Below are 14,687 nucleotides of genomic sequence, written 5' to 3' on the forward strand. Positions count from 1 at the left end.
ATTGGGGAGTGTTAAATTATGCTTTTTTAATGTAAATATTACCATTCAGGGTCTCAAACTTAAATACCTTGCCACCCTTGCCTACACGGATGGCCGTGTTTTTGTTAAGGCGGTAGATGGTGCCGTTATTGCCTTTGTTTTGTGTTTTGGTTATTTCGGTAGGTAAAACCTCGGTATCAGGAAAGTCGGTAAAAAACTGACCATTCATGCTTTTAAACTGTAGGTTGGCCTCGAAGTTAGCCGGATAGGTGATCTCCATTTTGCCGTTCACCGTATAGTAACTCGATTCTTCCTGCGGGATGCTCAGGTAGTTCACAGTTACCGGGCCGTTTACGGTGCGGGCCATGGTGGTGCTTTTGGCATTCACAATGGTTAGTGGGCCATTCACATTGTTTACTTTCAGCGTACCGTATACATCTTTCACGTATGCTTCGCCATTGTTTACGGTTCCGGCATTCAGGTTAATGTTGTTGGGCACCTTTACGGTGTAATCCAGTTTTACATTATAGTGGCGCTCCTTGCGGTCGTCATCTTTGTTCCAATTGCGGTGCGGACGGGTATCATACGGTTCGGCAGTATAGGCGATAATGCTGTCGGCCTTTTGGTCGAAGCCCAACTTAAACTCCTTTTTTGCTGTTTCCAGTTCCGCGGCGTCTTTAGCGGTGATAGTCTCTTCAATTTCAATTACCACTTCGTTGCCGCTGTAGCCTTCTATCTTTACATCGCCGAATACATTGTACAGCGCGAATACGGTGCCCGAGGCTGGTTTTTGCAGCGTAAACTGCTTGCTTACATGTGTTTTAAACTCTTGTTTTTGGGCAAAACAATGGCCCCATCCCGCTAAAAGCGCGATCCAGATTAATCGTTTCATAATGTTTGGTTTGTTTAAATTAAGTTGTTGATCGTCTCTTTGATCTTATTCCTGACCCCTTTGTCCAGGTCTTTTTGTTTTAGTAATTCCTTAAACGAATTCACCGAGCGCTTCTCCTGCAGCTTCAGCATCACATCTGCAATGGCCGATTGCATCAGTGGCGAATCCTGCTGGGTGATGGATTTGATCAGCCCGGTGCGCACCTCGGGATGATTAGACAATTGTGAAAGCGCGTCGAGTGTACTCAATCGTACGTTCACGTTCGGGTCGTTGTTCAGTGTGGCGAATAAAGCGTCGATCACCTGCTGGTCCACATGTTTTATTTCAGATGTGTAGCTCACGCCTTTTATCCTTTCGGATGCCGACGGGTTTTCCAGCATGGCCAGCATCATGGTTTGTTTCAGCTCGTGCACCTGGCTGCTCAACGTGGCCAATTGCTTATCCTGCTGACCGCCCTTACCCATACTAAATACCCAGTACCCACATGCAAAGCTCATCATAATGATCACCAGGCTATAGGCCAGCGGCAGGCGCGGCTGCCATTGCCATAACTGGGCCAGCGCGTTTTTAAAGTTTGCCCAGGCATTGGTTTTGTCGGCGGCTTCTTCCTTAAAGGTGTTCAGCATGGCCTCAAACTTCACCTGCATATGTTCGGATGGGGCAGGGGTTTCCATCTCGCCCATTTCTATCCACAGTTCCTTCATAGCCTCCAGTTCGGCGCGGCAGCCCGGGCAACCGCTTAGGTGTTGCTCCAGCTTCAGGCGTTCGGCCGGTGGCAGGGCTTTATCTATCCAACTGGTAAACAGTTCGCTATATTTTTCACAGTCCATTTTCAATTCCTCTGTTTAGCGTTCAATTTTTGTGTAAATCTCTTTTAGCTGACACATGGCCCGGTGCACCCGCACCTTAACCGCGCCCTCGCTAATGTTTAATATCTGTGCAATTTCCTGGTGCTTTAACTCCTGGAAACGGCTGAGCGACAGTATCTCGCGCTCATCATCATTTAGTTTGGCCATGGCGCGGTGCAAGCCCTGCGCCGCCTGTTTTTTATCTAATTGCTCTGCCACATCAGTGCCGCCGGGCAGGTAGTCGGCCATATCTTCTACGCCATCTTTTGCCATCACCAGTTTTTTACGCTTACCCTGATCTTTCAGCACATTGCGGGCAATGGCATACATCCAGTGGATAAATTCGCCGCTGCCGGTAAAGTTTTGGCGGTACTTCAGCATTTTATAAAACACCTGCTGCACCATGTCCTCGGCAGCCTCGCGCTGGTAGGTCATGTGGAAAAGGAAACCATACAACTGGCGATGGTAGCGCTGAAACAGCAGCCCCATGCGGTCCAGGTCGCCGGCCTTCACCTTTAGCATGATCGCATTGTCGGTCAGCTTATCCAATGCGTGTGATGTTAGTATAGTTAATCATATATTATATGCCTGTAAACTCCGGCTAAAAAAAATGGTTACAGGAAAATTAAGAAAAAAATATCTGAACCATGATTAAACAGATTTTTAAGATGACAAGATAGGGGACCTGGAGTTGGGGATGCACAGTGATTGTTCAAATTCTTTTAAAATGTCCTGAATCCTGAAAATCTGTTTAATCCCGGTTCTGACAATTCCGCGTTAGCGATAGAAGCGGATACCGGCCCTGTGGCTAAAGCCTGTGCAGTATGAGCGGATAGCGCGGGCCGCAGGCAACGCCATAAATATATTATGATAATAAATTGTGGCCCGATAAAATATCGGTTTTGACGTTTAATGGGTCTTATTATTTGTATAAACACCGTTACAATAGCTATTTAATAAGTATTTTATAAAACAAGTAATAAATATGCGCTGTTGCTTTAACATAATAATTTTCAACCTTATGAAACAACAGGAAGAACACGATCATGATAAAACCGTCAGACGGTTACTTGATAAAGTTAGGCATTACCGCAAGCTAAATAAACTGACACAGGGGCACCTTGCCCGGCATTTGCGCATATCGCAAAACGCTTACAGTAAGCTTGAGCGCGGTATTAGCGAACTTACTATTTACAAGCTACTGGTTATTATGCAGATACTGGGCATCAGTATTTTTGAATTGCTGGAGAAGCATTAAATACTCAAGCTAAGGGGAACTGCCGGTATATTATTAATTGTATTGGCGGTATATGGTTAATATCAAATATTACTATATTTGATATTAACCAACCCTTAATTATGAAAGCAATTTGTACCCTCATCCTCGCTGCCGCCGCGCTGTCGATAACAGCCTGCCGCAACCCGCAAACCGAAGCGTCGAACAAAAAAATAACTGCTTACCCCGATAACAGCACCAAATACAAACAAGCCCTGATAGCCGAACTGAAGGCACATCCCGAGGGTTTTACCTATACGTTTAGAGGTTATACCAAAAAAGCGAATGCCGAATATATGTCGGTACGCATTAAACGCGGAAGTTTTGATAATGTGGAAGAAGTTTTGGTAAACAAATGGAACAAGCTGGATGGCATCCGCCGGACAAAAGGCCTGGGTTATCGCGCCGCCGAATTAAAGGGACTTAAACTTGACCTGGTAAGCACCGGTAACGAGCAGTGCTTTGTTTATGAGGATTTGGATAGGATAGTTGACTAAGACCGCTGATGTGCGCTGATTATTTGATTTCGCTGATTTTTTGAAAAATTAGATAATCAATGAAATCAAAACAATCATCTAAAAATCAGCGGTCAATTTTCTGTCTGATAATCAACCTATTTCAAATAAATTCTACTAAATCTATAGATTTTATTTGCTATTTTAATTATTGCCCTTATATTTGTTGCCATAATCGTTCTTTTATTTACTTATCCAGAAAGACTGAGGGAAAGGCCCGAAGACGTCTTGGCAACCTGTACCGCCTTTATCGGCCGTAACAAGGTGCTAATTCCTGCTCCGTTACCAAAACGGGGAAAGATAAGCGAGTGAACAAACACAACCATTGCTACGGTTTCTCTCCCTTTCGGTTTTCGCGGATAAGCGATGCATAAAACAATAATTTTAAGATAACAATTAATCGGCCTGTATTAGTTAGTTTTGAGTTGATAACCACGAAACTTTTAAATACATCCGATCACAAATTTTAAAAACGAAAAACATGAGTTTACGATTAGGCGACGATGCGCCAAACTTTAAAGCACAAACCAGCCAGGGCGAAATTGATTTCTACGAATTTTTAGGCGACGGCTGGGGCGTACTGTTCAGTCACCCTGCCGATTATACCCCGGTGTGCACTACCGAACTGGGCCGCACCGCCGCACTGAAAGAAGAATTTGCCAAGCGCAACGTGAAAGTAGCGGCACTGAGTGTAGATTCGGTAGAATCGCACCACGGATGGATCAGCGATATCAACGAAACGCAAGGCGTTGAAGTAACCTTCCCCATTATAGCCGACGAAGACCGCAAGATTGCCGAGGCTTACGATATGATCCACCCGAATGCTTCGCTGAACGCTACGGTGCGCTCGCTGTTCATCATAGGTCCGGATAAAAAGATCAAGCTGATCATTACTTATCCAGCATCTACCGGCCGTAACTTTAACGAGATATTGCGTGTGATCGACTCGCTGCAACTGACCGCCTACCACAGCGTAGCCACTCCGGCCGATTGGAAAGACGGCGAGGATGTAGTAGTGCTGCCCTCTATCAAAACCGAGGATATCCCTGATAAGTTCCCGAAAGGGCATAAAGTGGTGAAGCCATATTTAAGGACAACACCGCAGCCGAATAAGTAATACCCCTCCCGGCCTCCCCGAGGGGGAGGAGTTGGGAAAGAAATACAGGCCTCTCTAAATAAAAGTAAAACTGTGCAAGGTTTTAAAGTCTCCCCCCTCGGGGGAGATTTAGAGGGGGAGATTTCCTCAAAAAGTAAAACTGTGCAAGGTTTTATTAATGAGGGAGATAAACGATACCCGGCCCCGAGCGATAAAAGGTAAAACTGTGCAAGGTTTTATGCAGCCCCGAAAGGGGCGGGGCATATGGTCAGATGGCCGAGTGGTGAGGCGGAGGTTAGCAAAACCTTTTACGGTGGTTCAACTCCATCTCTGACCTCGAAGCTTAAATCCCGAAAACACTTATTGTTTTTTGAATTTAATAGCGAGGAAAGAAAATTTAAATAAATACTATAAAATCTATAGATATTATATACATTTGAAATAATGCACCAGAACATGAAATATTTTAACATCATTTATGGTTCAGCCCGATGTTGTAGCCCGGCTGAAATTGAATCATAAAGACGCCGCGAGGCAACCTGTTCACCATTAAGTAAAAATATCATCATGTTAGCTACAACTATAAACAATACCAAATATCCTTTTTTCGATCTGTCTGAAATTATCCCCGAGCGCGATCTGGGCTTTAGAGCCTATAAGCCGTTGAAGCCGGTCCGCAACGGCAATTACCTGCCCGGTTTTACCCTGCAGGCAGCCTATACCCGCTGGCAACACTTTTTTAATGGTGCCGAAACACATGGCGCCTTGCTATTGCGCCAGCTACTGAGCAAACCGCTGGTCATCAGTTTTTACTCGCCCCAATGGCGGCAACATGGTTTGGAGCAATTGAAACAATTGAACGCTATCCAATCAGAAATAAAAGCCAGCGGTGGCAACCTGATCATCATCACTGCCGAAAAGGAAAAGGCGCTGGAAAAGTTGGTATGGGAAAATAACCTGTCGTTAAACTTTTACTTCGATGCGAAGTACGAGATTGCCCAAAGCCTGCGCATCTATTCGGACGCCGACCCGGTTTGGAACCGCTTTTCGGGCATTGATACCAACGTGCCGTTATTGGCTACTTATGTATTGGATGCCAACCGGCAGGTGATCTTCGACCAGGTGAGTTATGACCTGAGCGAAGCGATTGCTGCCAAAAGTATCATCAGCGCGGTGTATGGGGCCAGCCTGGCCGAGAATTTAAAAAGATCGGCGTAGGAGGGGGGCCTCACCTAAATCCTCTCCAAAGGAGAGGGTTAGGGTGAGGCCTCTCTCTCAAATTTATATTTATACTTTGTTTGTTAGGTTTGGCCCCGGTAAAGGGGCCTTTCCGTTTATCTGAACCGCTGATCCTTGATCGTCGATCTTTAGATGATTTTCCTGATTTCGTTGATTTTCATGCATCAGCGTCATTACCCTAATCATTCTAAATCAGCGGTTCAGAAAATTTCCCGCCAAAACACGCCCCCATTTTGGCACATCGCCCTTCCATAATGGGGTATCTCTGCCCTAACGAAATGCCCGGAAGTGATTTTGACATAAATTTAAAAGATCGGCACCTGGCTGTTGGCTATAGATCACCTAAATATAAAAACTTCGTTTTTCGCCTGAAAACAAACAATACAGCCCTGAAAAGCGTATATTTACATATCGTTCAATATCTCTTCAATCGCCCATAAAAGCGGGCTTACCACGCTATTTTTATCACTCAACAAAATGTGGCATTATTTTAGCGTAAATCTACTATGCGTGCATAATATATTTTATATGTTTGTGTACCAGTTAATCAAAACCGAAAAAGAATTTTTTATAATGATCACCGTACTAACCTCCATTGTGATGCTTGCGCTTATCGCGTTGCCTTTTTTTAAAAGGGGTAGCAAGCCGGCCGATAAAACCGTTGTTTATAAAAACGATACCGATACCACCCACGCCCATTATGCCATTAACGACCGGGGTTACCTGGAAGAAATATCGGGCAATAAGGTGCACGGCAACTTTATCGATTAAGCACAATTAACGCATTAATAAGTTATCCTTACATCAAGCTCCCGCCGTGGGCTTTTTTTGTGCGCATCCGTACCGTTTTTGCAGGTGAGATGTATCGGCAACCATCCTGCCCTACAGTAAAGGTTTGGATTTTAATGCTTAAGGTTGTACACTTGCATTAGTTATTCATAGCTATTTCATTTACCAAAAATTCCCACGTTTTGAAAGTAATACAAGCAGTACACCCTGAAGATTTTAAGGCCTATCAAACCGCGCAGATCCGCGAGCGCTTTTTGCTTGACGGCATTGTTGAACCCGGTAAAATTAACCTGGTATATACCCATTACGATCGTATGATTGTTGGCGGCGCTTCGCCGCTGGGCACCGAGCTTGACCTGGGCAATTACCCTAACCTGCGCGCCGAATATTTTTTGGAGCGCCGCGAGATTGGCATTATTAACGTTGGCGGCGATGGTACTGTTACCGCTGATGGCACAGCTTACAATGTAAACAAGCTGGACTGCCTGTACATTGGCAAAGGCACTAAAGAGGTAAAATTTGCCAGCAAAAGCGCCGATGCGCCAGCGGTATTCTTTATCCTGTCGGCCCCCGCGCATATGACCTATCCAACCGCCCTGATGACCAACGAAGAAGCGGTTAAGGTACACGCCGGCGCTACCGAAACTGCCAACAAGCGTACCATCAATAAATACATCTTCCTTGAAGGCATCCGTAGCTGCCAGTTGGTAATGGGATTGACCATACTTGAACCGGGCAGCGTTTGGAACACCATGCCGGCCCATGTACACGATCGCCGTATGGAAGCCTACTTCTACTTCGACCTGGATAAGAGCCAGAAACTGGTACACTATATGGGCGAGGGCAACGAAACCCGCCACATTATGATGAACAACCACGAAGCCGTGGTATCACCACCATGGAGCATCCACAGCGGCAGCGCTACCGCCAACTATAAATTTATTTGGGGCATGGCCGGCGAGAACCAGGATTATACCGATATGGATCCGATAGCTATCCCAGATCTGCGTTAATTTTTCATCAACCCAAAAACAGAACATAAATTGGAAAATAATTTTTCGTTAGCCGGAAAAGTAATTGTGGTGACCGGCGGTACCGGCATCCTGGGTAAATCGTTTATTGATGGTATTGTTGCCGCTGGCGGCGCGGTAGGCATTTTAGGACGTAACGCCGAAATAGCCGAACAACGCGCGGCCGAGATAAACGCCAACGGCGGCCGTGCCGTAGCGCTGGTTGCCGATGTGCTGGATAAAGACCAGTTGATAGCCGCCAAAGAAAAACTTTGGGCCGAATTTGGTCGCCTTGACGGCCTTGTTAACGGCGCTGGTGGCAACATGCCCGAGGGCGCTATACAGCCTGATGAGGATATCTTCAATATGAACCTTGACGGGATGAAACGCGTAGCCGAAGTAAACCTTTGGGGCACCATTATCCCTACGCAGATATTTGGCGAGTTGATTGCTAAAACCGGCGGTGGCAGCATCGTTAATATCTCATCGATGAACTCAAAGCGTGCCATTACCAAGGTATTGGGCTACAATATGGGTAAGGCCGGGGTAGATTGCTATAACCAATGGTTCGCGGTAGAGCTGGCCAACCGTTATGGCGATGCCATTCGTATGAATGCTTTGGCGCCGGGCTTTTTCCTGACCGAGCAGAACCGCAACATGCACCTTAAACCCGATGGCAGCTACTCGCCAAGGGCCGAGTCGGTTATCCGCCAAACACCGTTCAAACGTTTCGGCAAACCCGAAGAACTGATCGGCGCGCTGGTATGGCTGCTTAGCGATGCTTCTGCCTTCGTAACCGGATCTATGGTATGCGTAGATGGCGGTTTCTCGATATTTGGCGGGGTGTAGTGAATGTGCGGATATGCAGATGGGATACCGCTTCGTCATAGCGAGCGATAGCGTGGCTATTCCCGATATACAAAGGCGACTCTGCCTGCCGGAGATAGCCACGTTGCTACGCTCCTCGCTATGACGTTACTTATACAAACCAAACTATAACCATAGATATGAAGAACCTTTTAAAACTATCAGCCTTGGCCGCCATATCGGCTATGCCATTTATGGGTAAGGCCCAAACCGTAACCCTCGACTATTACTTTAACCACGAGGTGCACAAGAACGCTGCGGGGCAGGAAGAACGCTTTCACTACATTTGGGAAGAGAAAGACCTGAACGGTTACTCTAACTGGGGCGATGCCTTTGTGAAAGAGGGAGCGAAGCTAAAGTCGCTGGATGCGGCGCCTACCACGGCTAATTTAAAAGGTACGGATATCTATATCATAGTGGATCCCGACACTAAAAAAGAAAGCCCTAATCCTAACTACATTATGCCAAAAGATGTAGAGCAGATAGAGCAATATGTAAAAGCCGGCGGTGTACTGGTAATGATGGCTAACGACAGCGCCAATGTCGAGCTGCCACACTTTAACACCCTGGCTGCCAAATTTGGTATGCACTTTAGCGATGAACTGCACAACCACGTGCTTGGCAACAAGATAGAAAGCGGCACCATGATGGTAGAGGGTAACCCCTTCTTCAAAACCGCTAAAAAAATCTACATGAAAGACGTTTGCAGTATAGACCTGAGCGGCCCGGCTACAGCTATACTGAAGAACGAGGGTGTAGCCATCATCGCCACCGCCAAATATGGTAAAGGCACCGTATTGGCTATTGCCGACCCATGGTTGTATAATGAATACACCAACGGCCACCTGCCGGCTGATGGGCATTATGATAATGATAAGGCCATTAATGATGTAACGCAATGGCTGCTGAAGCAGGTGAAGAAGTAAGCCCCCCACCCCCCCCTAAAGGGGGAGTGAATGTGAAAATGCGTGGATATGCAGATGTGCAAATGATAAACGAGCAAGGCCCGGGATTTCCCGGGCCTTGCTCGTTTCATTACAATTTGTCATTGCGAGCGATAGCGTGGCAATCTCGTGGTTGGTTTACATGCGATGAGATTGCCACGTCGCCCTATTTCACATAACCACGCGCAGCTCCTCGCAATGACACATAGAGAGGACTTTTCTACAACAGCCCCTCATAATCCTCTATCGTATCCACATCCACAGCCGCCGGTTTAAAAGGAACGGTGGTTAACCGCTGCGGCGGATCATCAAATATCTGCCTTGCTCCTTTATCGCCCTTTAATTGGTACAAGGCATCAAACACCTCGCGACTGAATATGCAGGGCGCGCCCACCACATTGGCAAATGCTGTAGCCACTATCACCTGGCTGCGGTGATGCGCGAACATATCCAGCAAGTTGTTGATGTGCTCGGTAGTGATGAGCGGTTGGTCGCAAAGCATAATTAAAGCCCCGGTAGTAGCAGGGTTGGCCCGTGTTAAGGCCCGCAGACCGGTATGTATCGATGTGGACATGCCTTGCTGCCAGTTGGTGTTATGTGCTACACTGATATTCAGGTCGGCGCATTCCTTAAATAACTCATCGTGCAGGGCGCCGGTAACCACCAGCAAGGGGCCTTTAGTGCGCGATGCCTTGGCGGTTTCTACGGCGTGGCGTAGCAGGGTGGTATCCTTATATTTTAATAATTGCTTAGGCTGCCCCATGCGGCTGGAGCCGCCGGCGGCTAATATCACAATGCCAATATTATCCATTACTAAGTGCTTTTATAATTTGGTTACGGTTGTGTATCGGTGCATCTAAATTACGCAAAAAACCACCATTTAAGCCATTGCGCACGGCCAGCAGTTCGGCCATTATGGCCAGGGCAATCTCGTCGGCGTTCTCGCTGCCAATATCCAGGCCTATGGGGCTGTGCAGGCGTTTATCTAAAGCTTCGGTATCTATGCCTTTTTGCGCCAGGTCGGCCAGCATGCGGTCGGTTTTTTTGCGTGGACCTAATATGCCGATGTAATCCAGAGTTGGAAATTGCTCCAACTGTTCCAAAACAGCCAGGTCGTAGTAATAATTATGGCTCATTAGCACGGTGAAGCCTGTTGGGTTCACATATTGCTGTAATTCGCCGGTCCGGGCCACCTGTACTAACTCTGCTTCAGGGAAACGGGCAGCGGATGCCTGCAATGGCCGACCGTCGATCACCATTACCCGCCAGCCTAAGTTTTTAGCCTGTTTGGCCAGTGGCTGCGCATCGTTACCGGCACCATAAATGGTAAGCAGGGGAGCCGGCTTAATCAATTCTAAAAACACACGGATGTTGACACCTGCGTATTCCATATCCAAACACGCCGATGTGCCGTTGACTAACACATCTTGCATTTCGGGTAGTAATTGTTGCTGTATAAAATTGGGATTGATAGCGCCGGCCTTAGTGTTGCCATTGTTCAGCAATAAAACCCGTTCGGCTATTGGGGCAATGGCTGCATCGCTGCTTTTGAGCACGGTAGCCAATACCGATGGCTGTTGCAGGCGGAAGGTATCGCGCAGCAATTCAAGCGGATTGTAGACATCGGTAAAATCAATAGGTTCCAGCAGGATAAAGATCTGGCCCTGGCAGCCCAGTTGCGCGCCGTTCTCCAGGTCGTCGTCAATGTCAGTACTATCGTAAACAATAATTTCGGGTTTGCCGCGGTGCATTACCTGTTGTGCGCGCCGGCGGGCATCGCCCTCTAAACATCCTCCGCTGATGGTGCCGGTCAGTTGCCCCTCGCCGGTAACCAGCATGCGCGCCCCGGGCCGGCGGTAGGCCGAGCCCTTCACCTCAACCACCGTAGCCAAAGCGCAGGCATTGCCCAACTTGCGTTCGGCATCATAAGCGGCTAAAAGGCGTTGTAGTTCGGACATGGAGGATGGTTTACTTTAGGTAAAGATAATGGGTAGGGGGCGGATTAGCAAAAGAACGGTAATGTGCCTGGCGTTTGGCTAAAGCCACTTATCAGGTTTAACTATTCCGTCCCATAAATAGGACGGCAATGAATTTCGGAGATCGAATTTCAATCGGTGTTTCTATTATTAGATAAATAGATAAGATAGCCGATCAAAATTCATTGCCGTTAGCTTTAGCCAACGGATAAAAATTAACAGAGAGGGGCTTTAGCCCAATATACTCACAATTCGCCCAGGGCCTGCTCCAAATCCCCTATCAAATACTCCGCATCCTCTAACCCCACATACATTCTGATCAGCTGATGCCGCGGGTTATCCAAACTGTAATCGGCAACCGGGATGGTGGCAATAGCCGGGATCACCAAACTTTCATGTCCGCCCCAGGATACCGCCATCAGGATATGCTGCAGGGCATCGCAAAAAACTTCTATTTTTTTAATGGACGGTTCCTTTAGCGTAAAACTGAACAATCCGCCGCAGCCCTGCATTTGCCTGCAGGCCAGTTCTGCTTGTTTAAAGCCAGGCATAAAGGGCCATACCACCTTATCTACTGCCGGGTGTTGCTGTAGCCAGGCTGTTACCTTTTGGCAGGTCTCAAAGCTGCGTTGCAGGCGCAGGGGTAGCGTGCGCAGACCACGGATGAGCAGCCAGGCCGTTTGCGGGGCCATGCCTGCGCCAATGTTCATGTGCTCCAGTTCAAATACCTTTTTCAGCAAAGTGCGGCTGCCTGTCAATACCCCTGCCACCACATCCGAATGGCCCCCCAAATATTTGGTAGCCGATTGCGCCACCAGATCGATACCCAGTTTAATAGGCTGTTGGTACAGGGGAGAGCAGTAACTGTTATCCATCATGGTGATAATACCTTTGCTTTTGGCCAGTTGGGCTACGGCAGCAATATCCTGCAATTCGTAACTAAAGGTATTGGGGCTCTCCAGGTAAATGAGTTTGGTGTTGGCTTGAAGGGCGTTCTCAAAATTGGCAGTATCGGTACCATTGATAAACGTACAGGTAACGCCAAAGCGGGGCAGTAACTTGGTAAACAGCTTAATAGTCCAGCTGTAAGGGTTTTCTACGCACACCACATGATCGCCGCTTTGCAGCAGGGCAATTACAGGGACTGCAATAGCCGCCACGCCGCTGCCAAAAACCATGGCATCTTCGGCCCCATCCAGCGCGGCCAGTTTTTTACGCAGGATATTGATGGTGGGGTTATTAGCGCGCGAGTAGATATTCTTGTCGTACTCATCGCCCAACGCGGCGCGGAAATCGGCCACCGAATTAAAGGCGAAGTTGCTGGTTTGCACAATGGGCGGCGCAATGGCGTTAAAATAGTTGTCGCGCTCTTCGCCCAGTTCATTTAGTATGTAGGAGATGTTCATGGTATATATAGAGAGGTAAAGCCTAAATACAATATCACTATCGCCGGCAAACAAAAAAATATCAATGTGGCTATCAGCTTAATTTCTATTACACGGTTGTTAAGCAACTCCACAGGTTTTAATAGAATATCAAGCATTAGCCCTGTAAAGCCAATAGTGCATAAAACAATTAATAAAGGTAAACCTACCGACAGGACAGCAGACAGGAAAACATCCCATGGCCGCGCCCACAACATGTATATTAAAATAAAAATGAGCTGGAATATAAAAATAGCCCATGCCGCCTTCCGCAGTGCCTTTGCCGATCGAACCTCCGGCGTGTCGGTACTTTTAACAAACGGCTCCATTATTCCTTCGGTAATTTTCCCTTATTTAAATAAACGCTCGCGTAGTAAATAGCCAGCCCCGCCGCGAATACGCAAAGGCAAACAAAGGCTGCCTGTGGGTTAGCATAAAATATATTGATGGTAACAAACCAGTACGACAGGATGAACACTACCGGAACCAGCGGGAACCACTTAATGGTGTAAATGCCCGTACCGTCCAACTCTTTTGTCCGCTTGCGCAGGATGAAGATGGACAGGGCCGCCAGCGACAAGCCAATGGTATCAAAGAACATCACATAATTAAGCATATTGCGGAAGCTATCGGCAAAAAACAGTACCACCAGTATGCACAGCACAAAAAAGGTAACACCAAACTCCTGCACCTGCGTTTTAGGGTTCACCTTGCGGAAGATATAGGGTAGGATGCCGTCCTCGCTCATGGCGTAGTATACGCGCGGGTTAGCCATCACGTTCACATTAATATAGGCCAGTACCGATACAAACATCAGTACCGATGCTATTTTGGAGCCGATACTACCAAATATCACCCCTGCCATTACCGCCGCAAGCGTGGTGGTTTGCTGCAATCCACCCAATCCTAATATTTTAAAATAAGCGAAGTTGATGGACAGGTACAGCAGTATTACCACGCCGATGCCGATGGCGATAGCCCTTGGGATGTTGTGCTTCGGTTCGATGATATCGCCACCGAAATTGATGGTTTGCTGGTAGCCACCATACGTAAAGAATATCGCCACCAAACTTAGCCCGAAAGCGGTAACGAGGTTGCCGCTATGCGGCGCAGCCGTGGTTACCACATGGCTGTCATCGTGCATAAAAACAGCGCAGCATAGTACCACAATGGCCAGCACTTTAAACATCGTGAGAAAATTTTGGGTACGGGCGCTTACCTTAATGCCCATAAAGGCCAGCGCGTAAAGTATCAGTACCGATGATATGGCCATGATCTTCACCCCCACAGGTCCCTGCCAATCGGCCGGGAGCAGTACCGGGTTAATGTAGTTGGCGCCGATAATAGCCACCACGGCTACCGATGCGGCGTTGCTGATAACCAGCACCCAATTGATCATAAAGGCGAATGCGGGGTGATAGCAATAGGAAAACACTTTGTAAAAGCCACCGGTGGTAGGGTACCGCGCGCCTATCTCAGCAAAGGTGAGCGCACCGCAAAGGGTAACCAGGCCGCCGAAGATCCAGGCGCCGAAGAACACCCAGGTGCTGCCCGCGCGCACGGCTACCTCGCTGGGGTTGGCAAATATGCCCATGCCTATCACCAGGCTGATAACGATCATCGTAAGGTCGAACCGGTTGAGGCGGGGGATAATGCTCATATTTAGTTATAATTTAAAAATTTAGGTTATATTATATTTTTATTTTTTTTGATGTAGCAGATAACATATATTTTATTAGATTCGTTTAACTGATCGTACATCTGGTCCATTAAATGAAATATTTGTCAAGGCAATTTAAACAAATATTGTTGATTACTTGTCTCCTGTTTTT

15 protein-coding genes, 1 tRNA gene and 1 riboswitch are annotated in these 14,687 nt (G+C 47.3%); of the genes, 9 read left to right on the plus strand and 7 right to left on the minus strand.

The window, feature by feature from the left end; translation table 11 throughout:
• Positions 1-16 precede the first annotated feature (16 nt).
• From HQ865_RS03880 to HQ865_RS03890, 3 genes are read right to left on the minus strand one after another with little or no spacing between them, the layout of a single operon-like run.
• Positions 17-871: a DUF4097 family beta strand repeat-containing protein gene (locus tag HQ865_RS03880; protein ID WP_173413628.1), complete on the minus strand. Its 855-nt coding sequence runs from the start codon at positions 869-871 to the stop codon at positions 17-19.
• A 14-nt stretch (positions 872-885) separates the two neighbouring features.
• Entirely contained in the window at positions 886-1,701 is an 816-nt protein-coding gene (locus HQ865_RS03885; RefSeq protein ID WP_173417710.1) for a zf-HC2 domain-containing protein, read from the minus strand.
• 15 nt (positions 1,702-1,716) lie between these two features.
• The gene (locus HQ865_RS03890; protein WP_202020446.1) at positions 1,717-2,268 is read right to left on the minus strand and encodes an RNA polymerase sigma factor; all 552 of its coding nucleotides are present in this window, start codon (positions 2,266-2,268) and stop codon (positions 1,717-1,719) included.
• Positions 2,269-2,740: 472 nt separating this feature from the next.
• Between HQ865_RS03890 and HQ865_RS03895 the strand changes: the two genes are divergently transcribed.
• The 9 genes from HQ865_RS03895 to HQ865_RS03935 all read left to right on the plus strand — a co-directional run bounded on the left by HQ865_RS03895 (position 2,741) and on the right by HQ865_RS03935 (position 9,437).
• Complete coding sequence (locus HQ865_RS03895) at positions 2,741-2,977, plus strand: helix-turn-helix domain-containing protein (protein WP_173413629.1); 237 nt, start codon at positions 2,741-2,743, stop codon at positions 2,975-2,977.
• Between the two features lie 101 nt (positions 2,978-3,078).
• Positions 3,079-3,492, plus strand: a complete 414-nt coding sequence (locus tag HQ865_RS03900; RefSeq protein ID WP_173413630.1) for a hypothetical protein — start codon at positions 3,079-3,081, stop codon at positions 3,490-3,492.
• Between the two features lie 206 nt (positions 3,493-3,698).
• Positions 3,699-3,817, plus strand: a riboswitch (SAM riboswitch).
• Between the two features lie 174 nt (positions 3,818-3,991).
• Complete coding sequence (locus HQ865_RS03905; protein WP_173413631.1) at positions 3,992-4,627, plus strand: peroxiredoxin; 636 nt, start codon at positions 3,992-3,994, stop codon at positions 4,625-4,627.
• A gap of 245 nt (positions 4,628-4,872) precedes the next feature.
• Positions 4,873-4,943 (plus strand) — tRNA-Cys (locus HQ865_RS03910).
• A 230-nt stretch (positions 4,944-5,173) separates the two neighbouring features.
• Positions 5,174-5,824, plus strand: coding sequence for a peroxiredoxin family protein (locus HQ865_RS03915; RefSeq protein ID WP_173413632.1), 651 nt, complete (start codon positions 5,174-5,176; stop codon positions 5,822-5,824).
• Positions 5,825-6,418: 594 nt separating this feature from the next.
• Positions 6,419-6,616: a hypothetical protein gene (locus HQ865_RS03920; protein WP_173413633.1), complete on the plus strand. Its 198-nt coding sequence runs from the start codon at positions 6,419-6,421 to the stop codon at positions 6,614-6,616.
• A gap of 200 nt (positions 6,617-6,816) precedes the next feature.
• Positions 6,817-7,647: a 5-dehydro-4-deoxy-D-glucuronate isomerase gene (gene kduI, locus HQ865_RS03925; RefSeq protein WP_173413634.1), complete on the plus strand. Its 831-nt coding sequence runs from the start codon at positions 6,817-6,819 to the stop codon at positions 7,645-7,647.
• A 30-nt stretch (positions 7,648-7,677) separates the two neighbouring features.
• Positions 7,678-8,493, plus strand: coding sequence for an SDR family oxidoreductase (locus tag HQ865_RS03930; protein WP_173413635.1), 816 nt, complete (start codon positions 7,678-7,680; stop codon positions 8,491-8,493).
• Between the two features lie 158 nt (positions 8,494-8,651).
• Positions 8,652-9,437, plus strand: coding sequence for a DUF4350 domain-containing protein (locus tag HQ865_RS03935; RefSeq protein WP_237073742.1), 786 nt, complete (start codon positions 8,652-8,654; stop codon positions 9,435-9,437).
• 238 nt (positions 9,438-9,675) lie between these two features.
• Here HQ865_RS03935 and HQ865_RS03940 read toward each other — a convergent pair whose 3' ends face one another.
• The 4 genes from HQ865_RS03940 to HQ865_RS03955 form a co-directional block, all read right to left on the minus strand.
• A complete protein-coding gene (locus tag HQ865_RS03940) occupies positions 9,676-10,266 on the minus strand; it encodes a nucleotidyltransferase family protein (RefSeq protein WP_173413636.1) in 591 nt (196 codons plus the stop codon).
• A complete protein-coding gene (locus HQ865_RS03945; protein WP_173413637.1) occupies positions 10,259-11,413 on the minus strand; it encodes an XdhC family protein in 1,155 nt (384 codons plus the stop codon). The genes HQ865_RS03940 and HQ865_RS03945 overlap by 8 nt, the downstream gene beginning before the upstream one ends.
• Before the next feature lie 263 nt (positions 11,414-11,676).
• Complete coding sequence (locus HQ865_RS03950) at positions 11,677-12,837, minus strand: trans-sulfuration enzyme family protein (RefSeq protein WP_173413638.1); 1,161 nt, start codon at positions 12,835-12,837, stop codon at positions 11,677-11,679.
• A gap of 346 nt (positions 12,838-13,183) precedes the next feature.
• Positions 13,184-14,515: an APC family permease gene (locus HQ865_RS03955; protein WP_173413639.1), complete on the minus strand. Its 1,332-nt coding sequence runs from the start codon at positions 14,513-14,515 to the stop codon at positions 13,184-13,186.
• Positions 14,516-14,687: the final 172 nt, after the last annotated feature.

It is taken from the genome of Mucilaginibacter mali (genome assembly GCF_013283875.1).
In the GTDB taxonomy this organism is placed as follows: domain Bacteria; phylum Bacteroidota; class Bacteroidia; order Sphingobacteriales; family Sphingobacteriaceae; genus Mucilaginibacter; species Mucilaginibacter mali.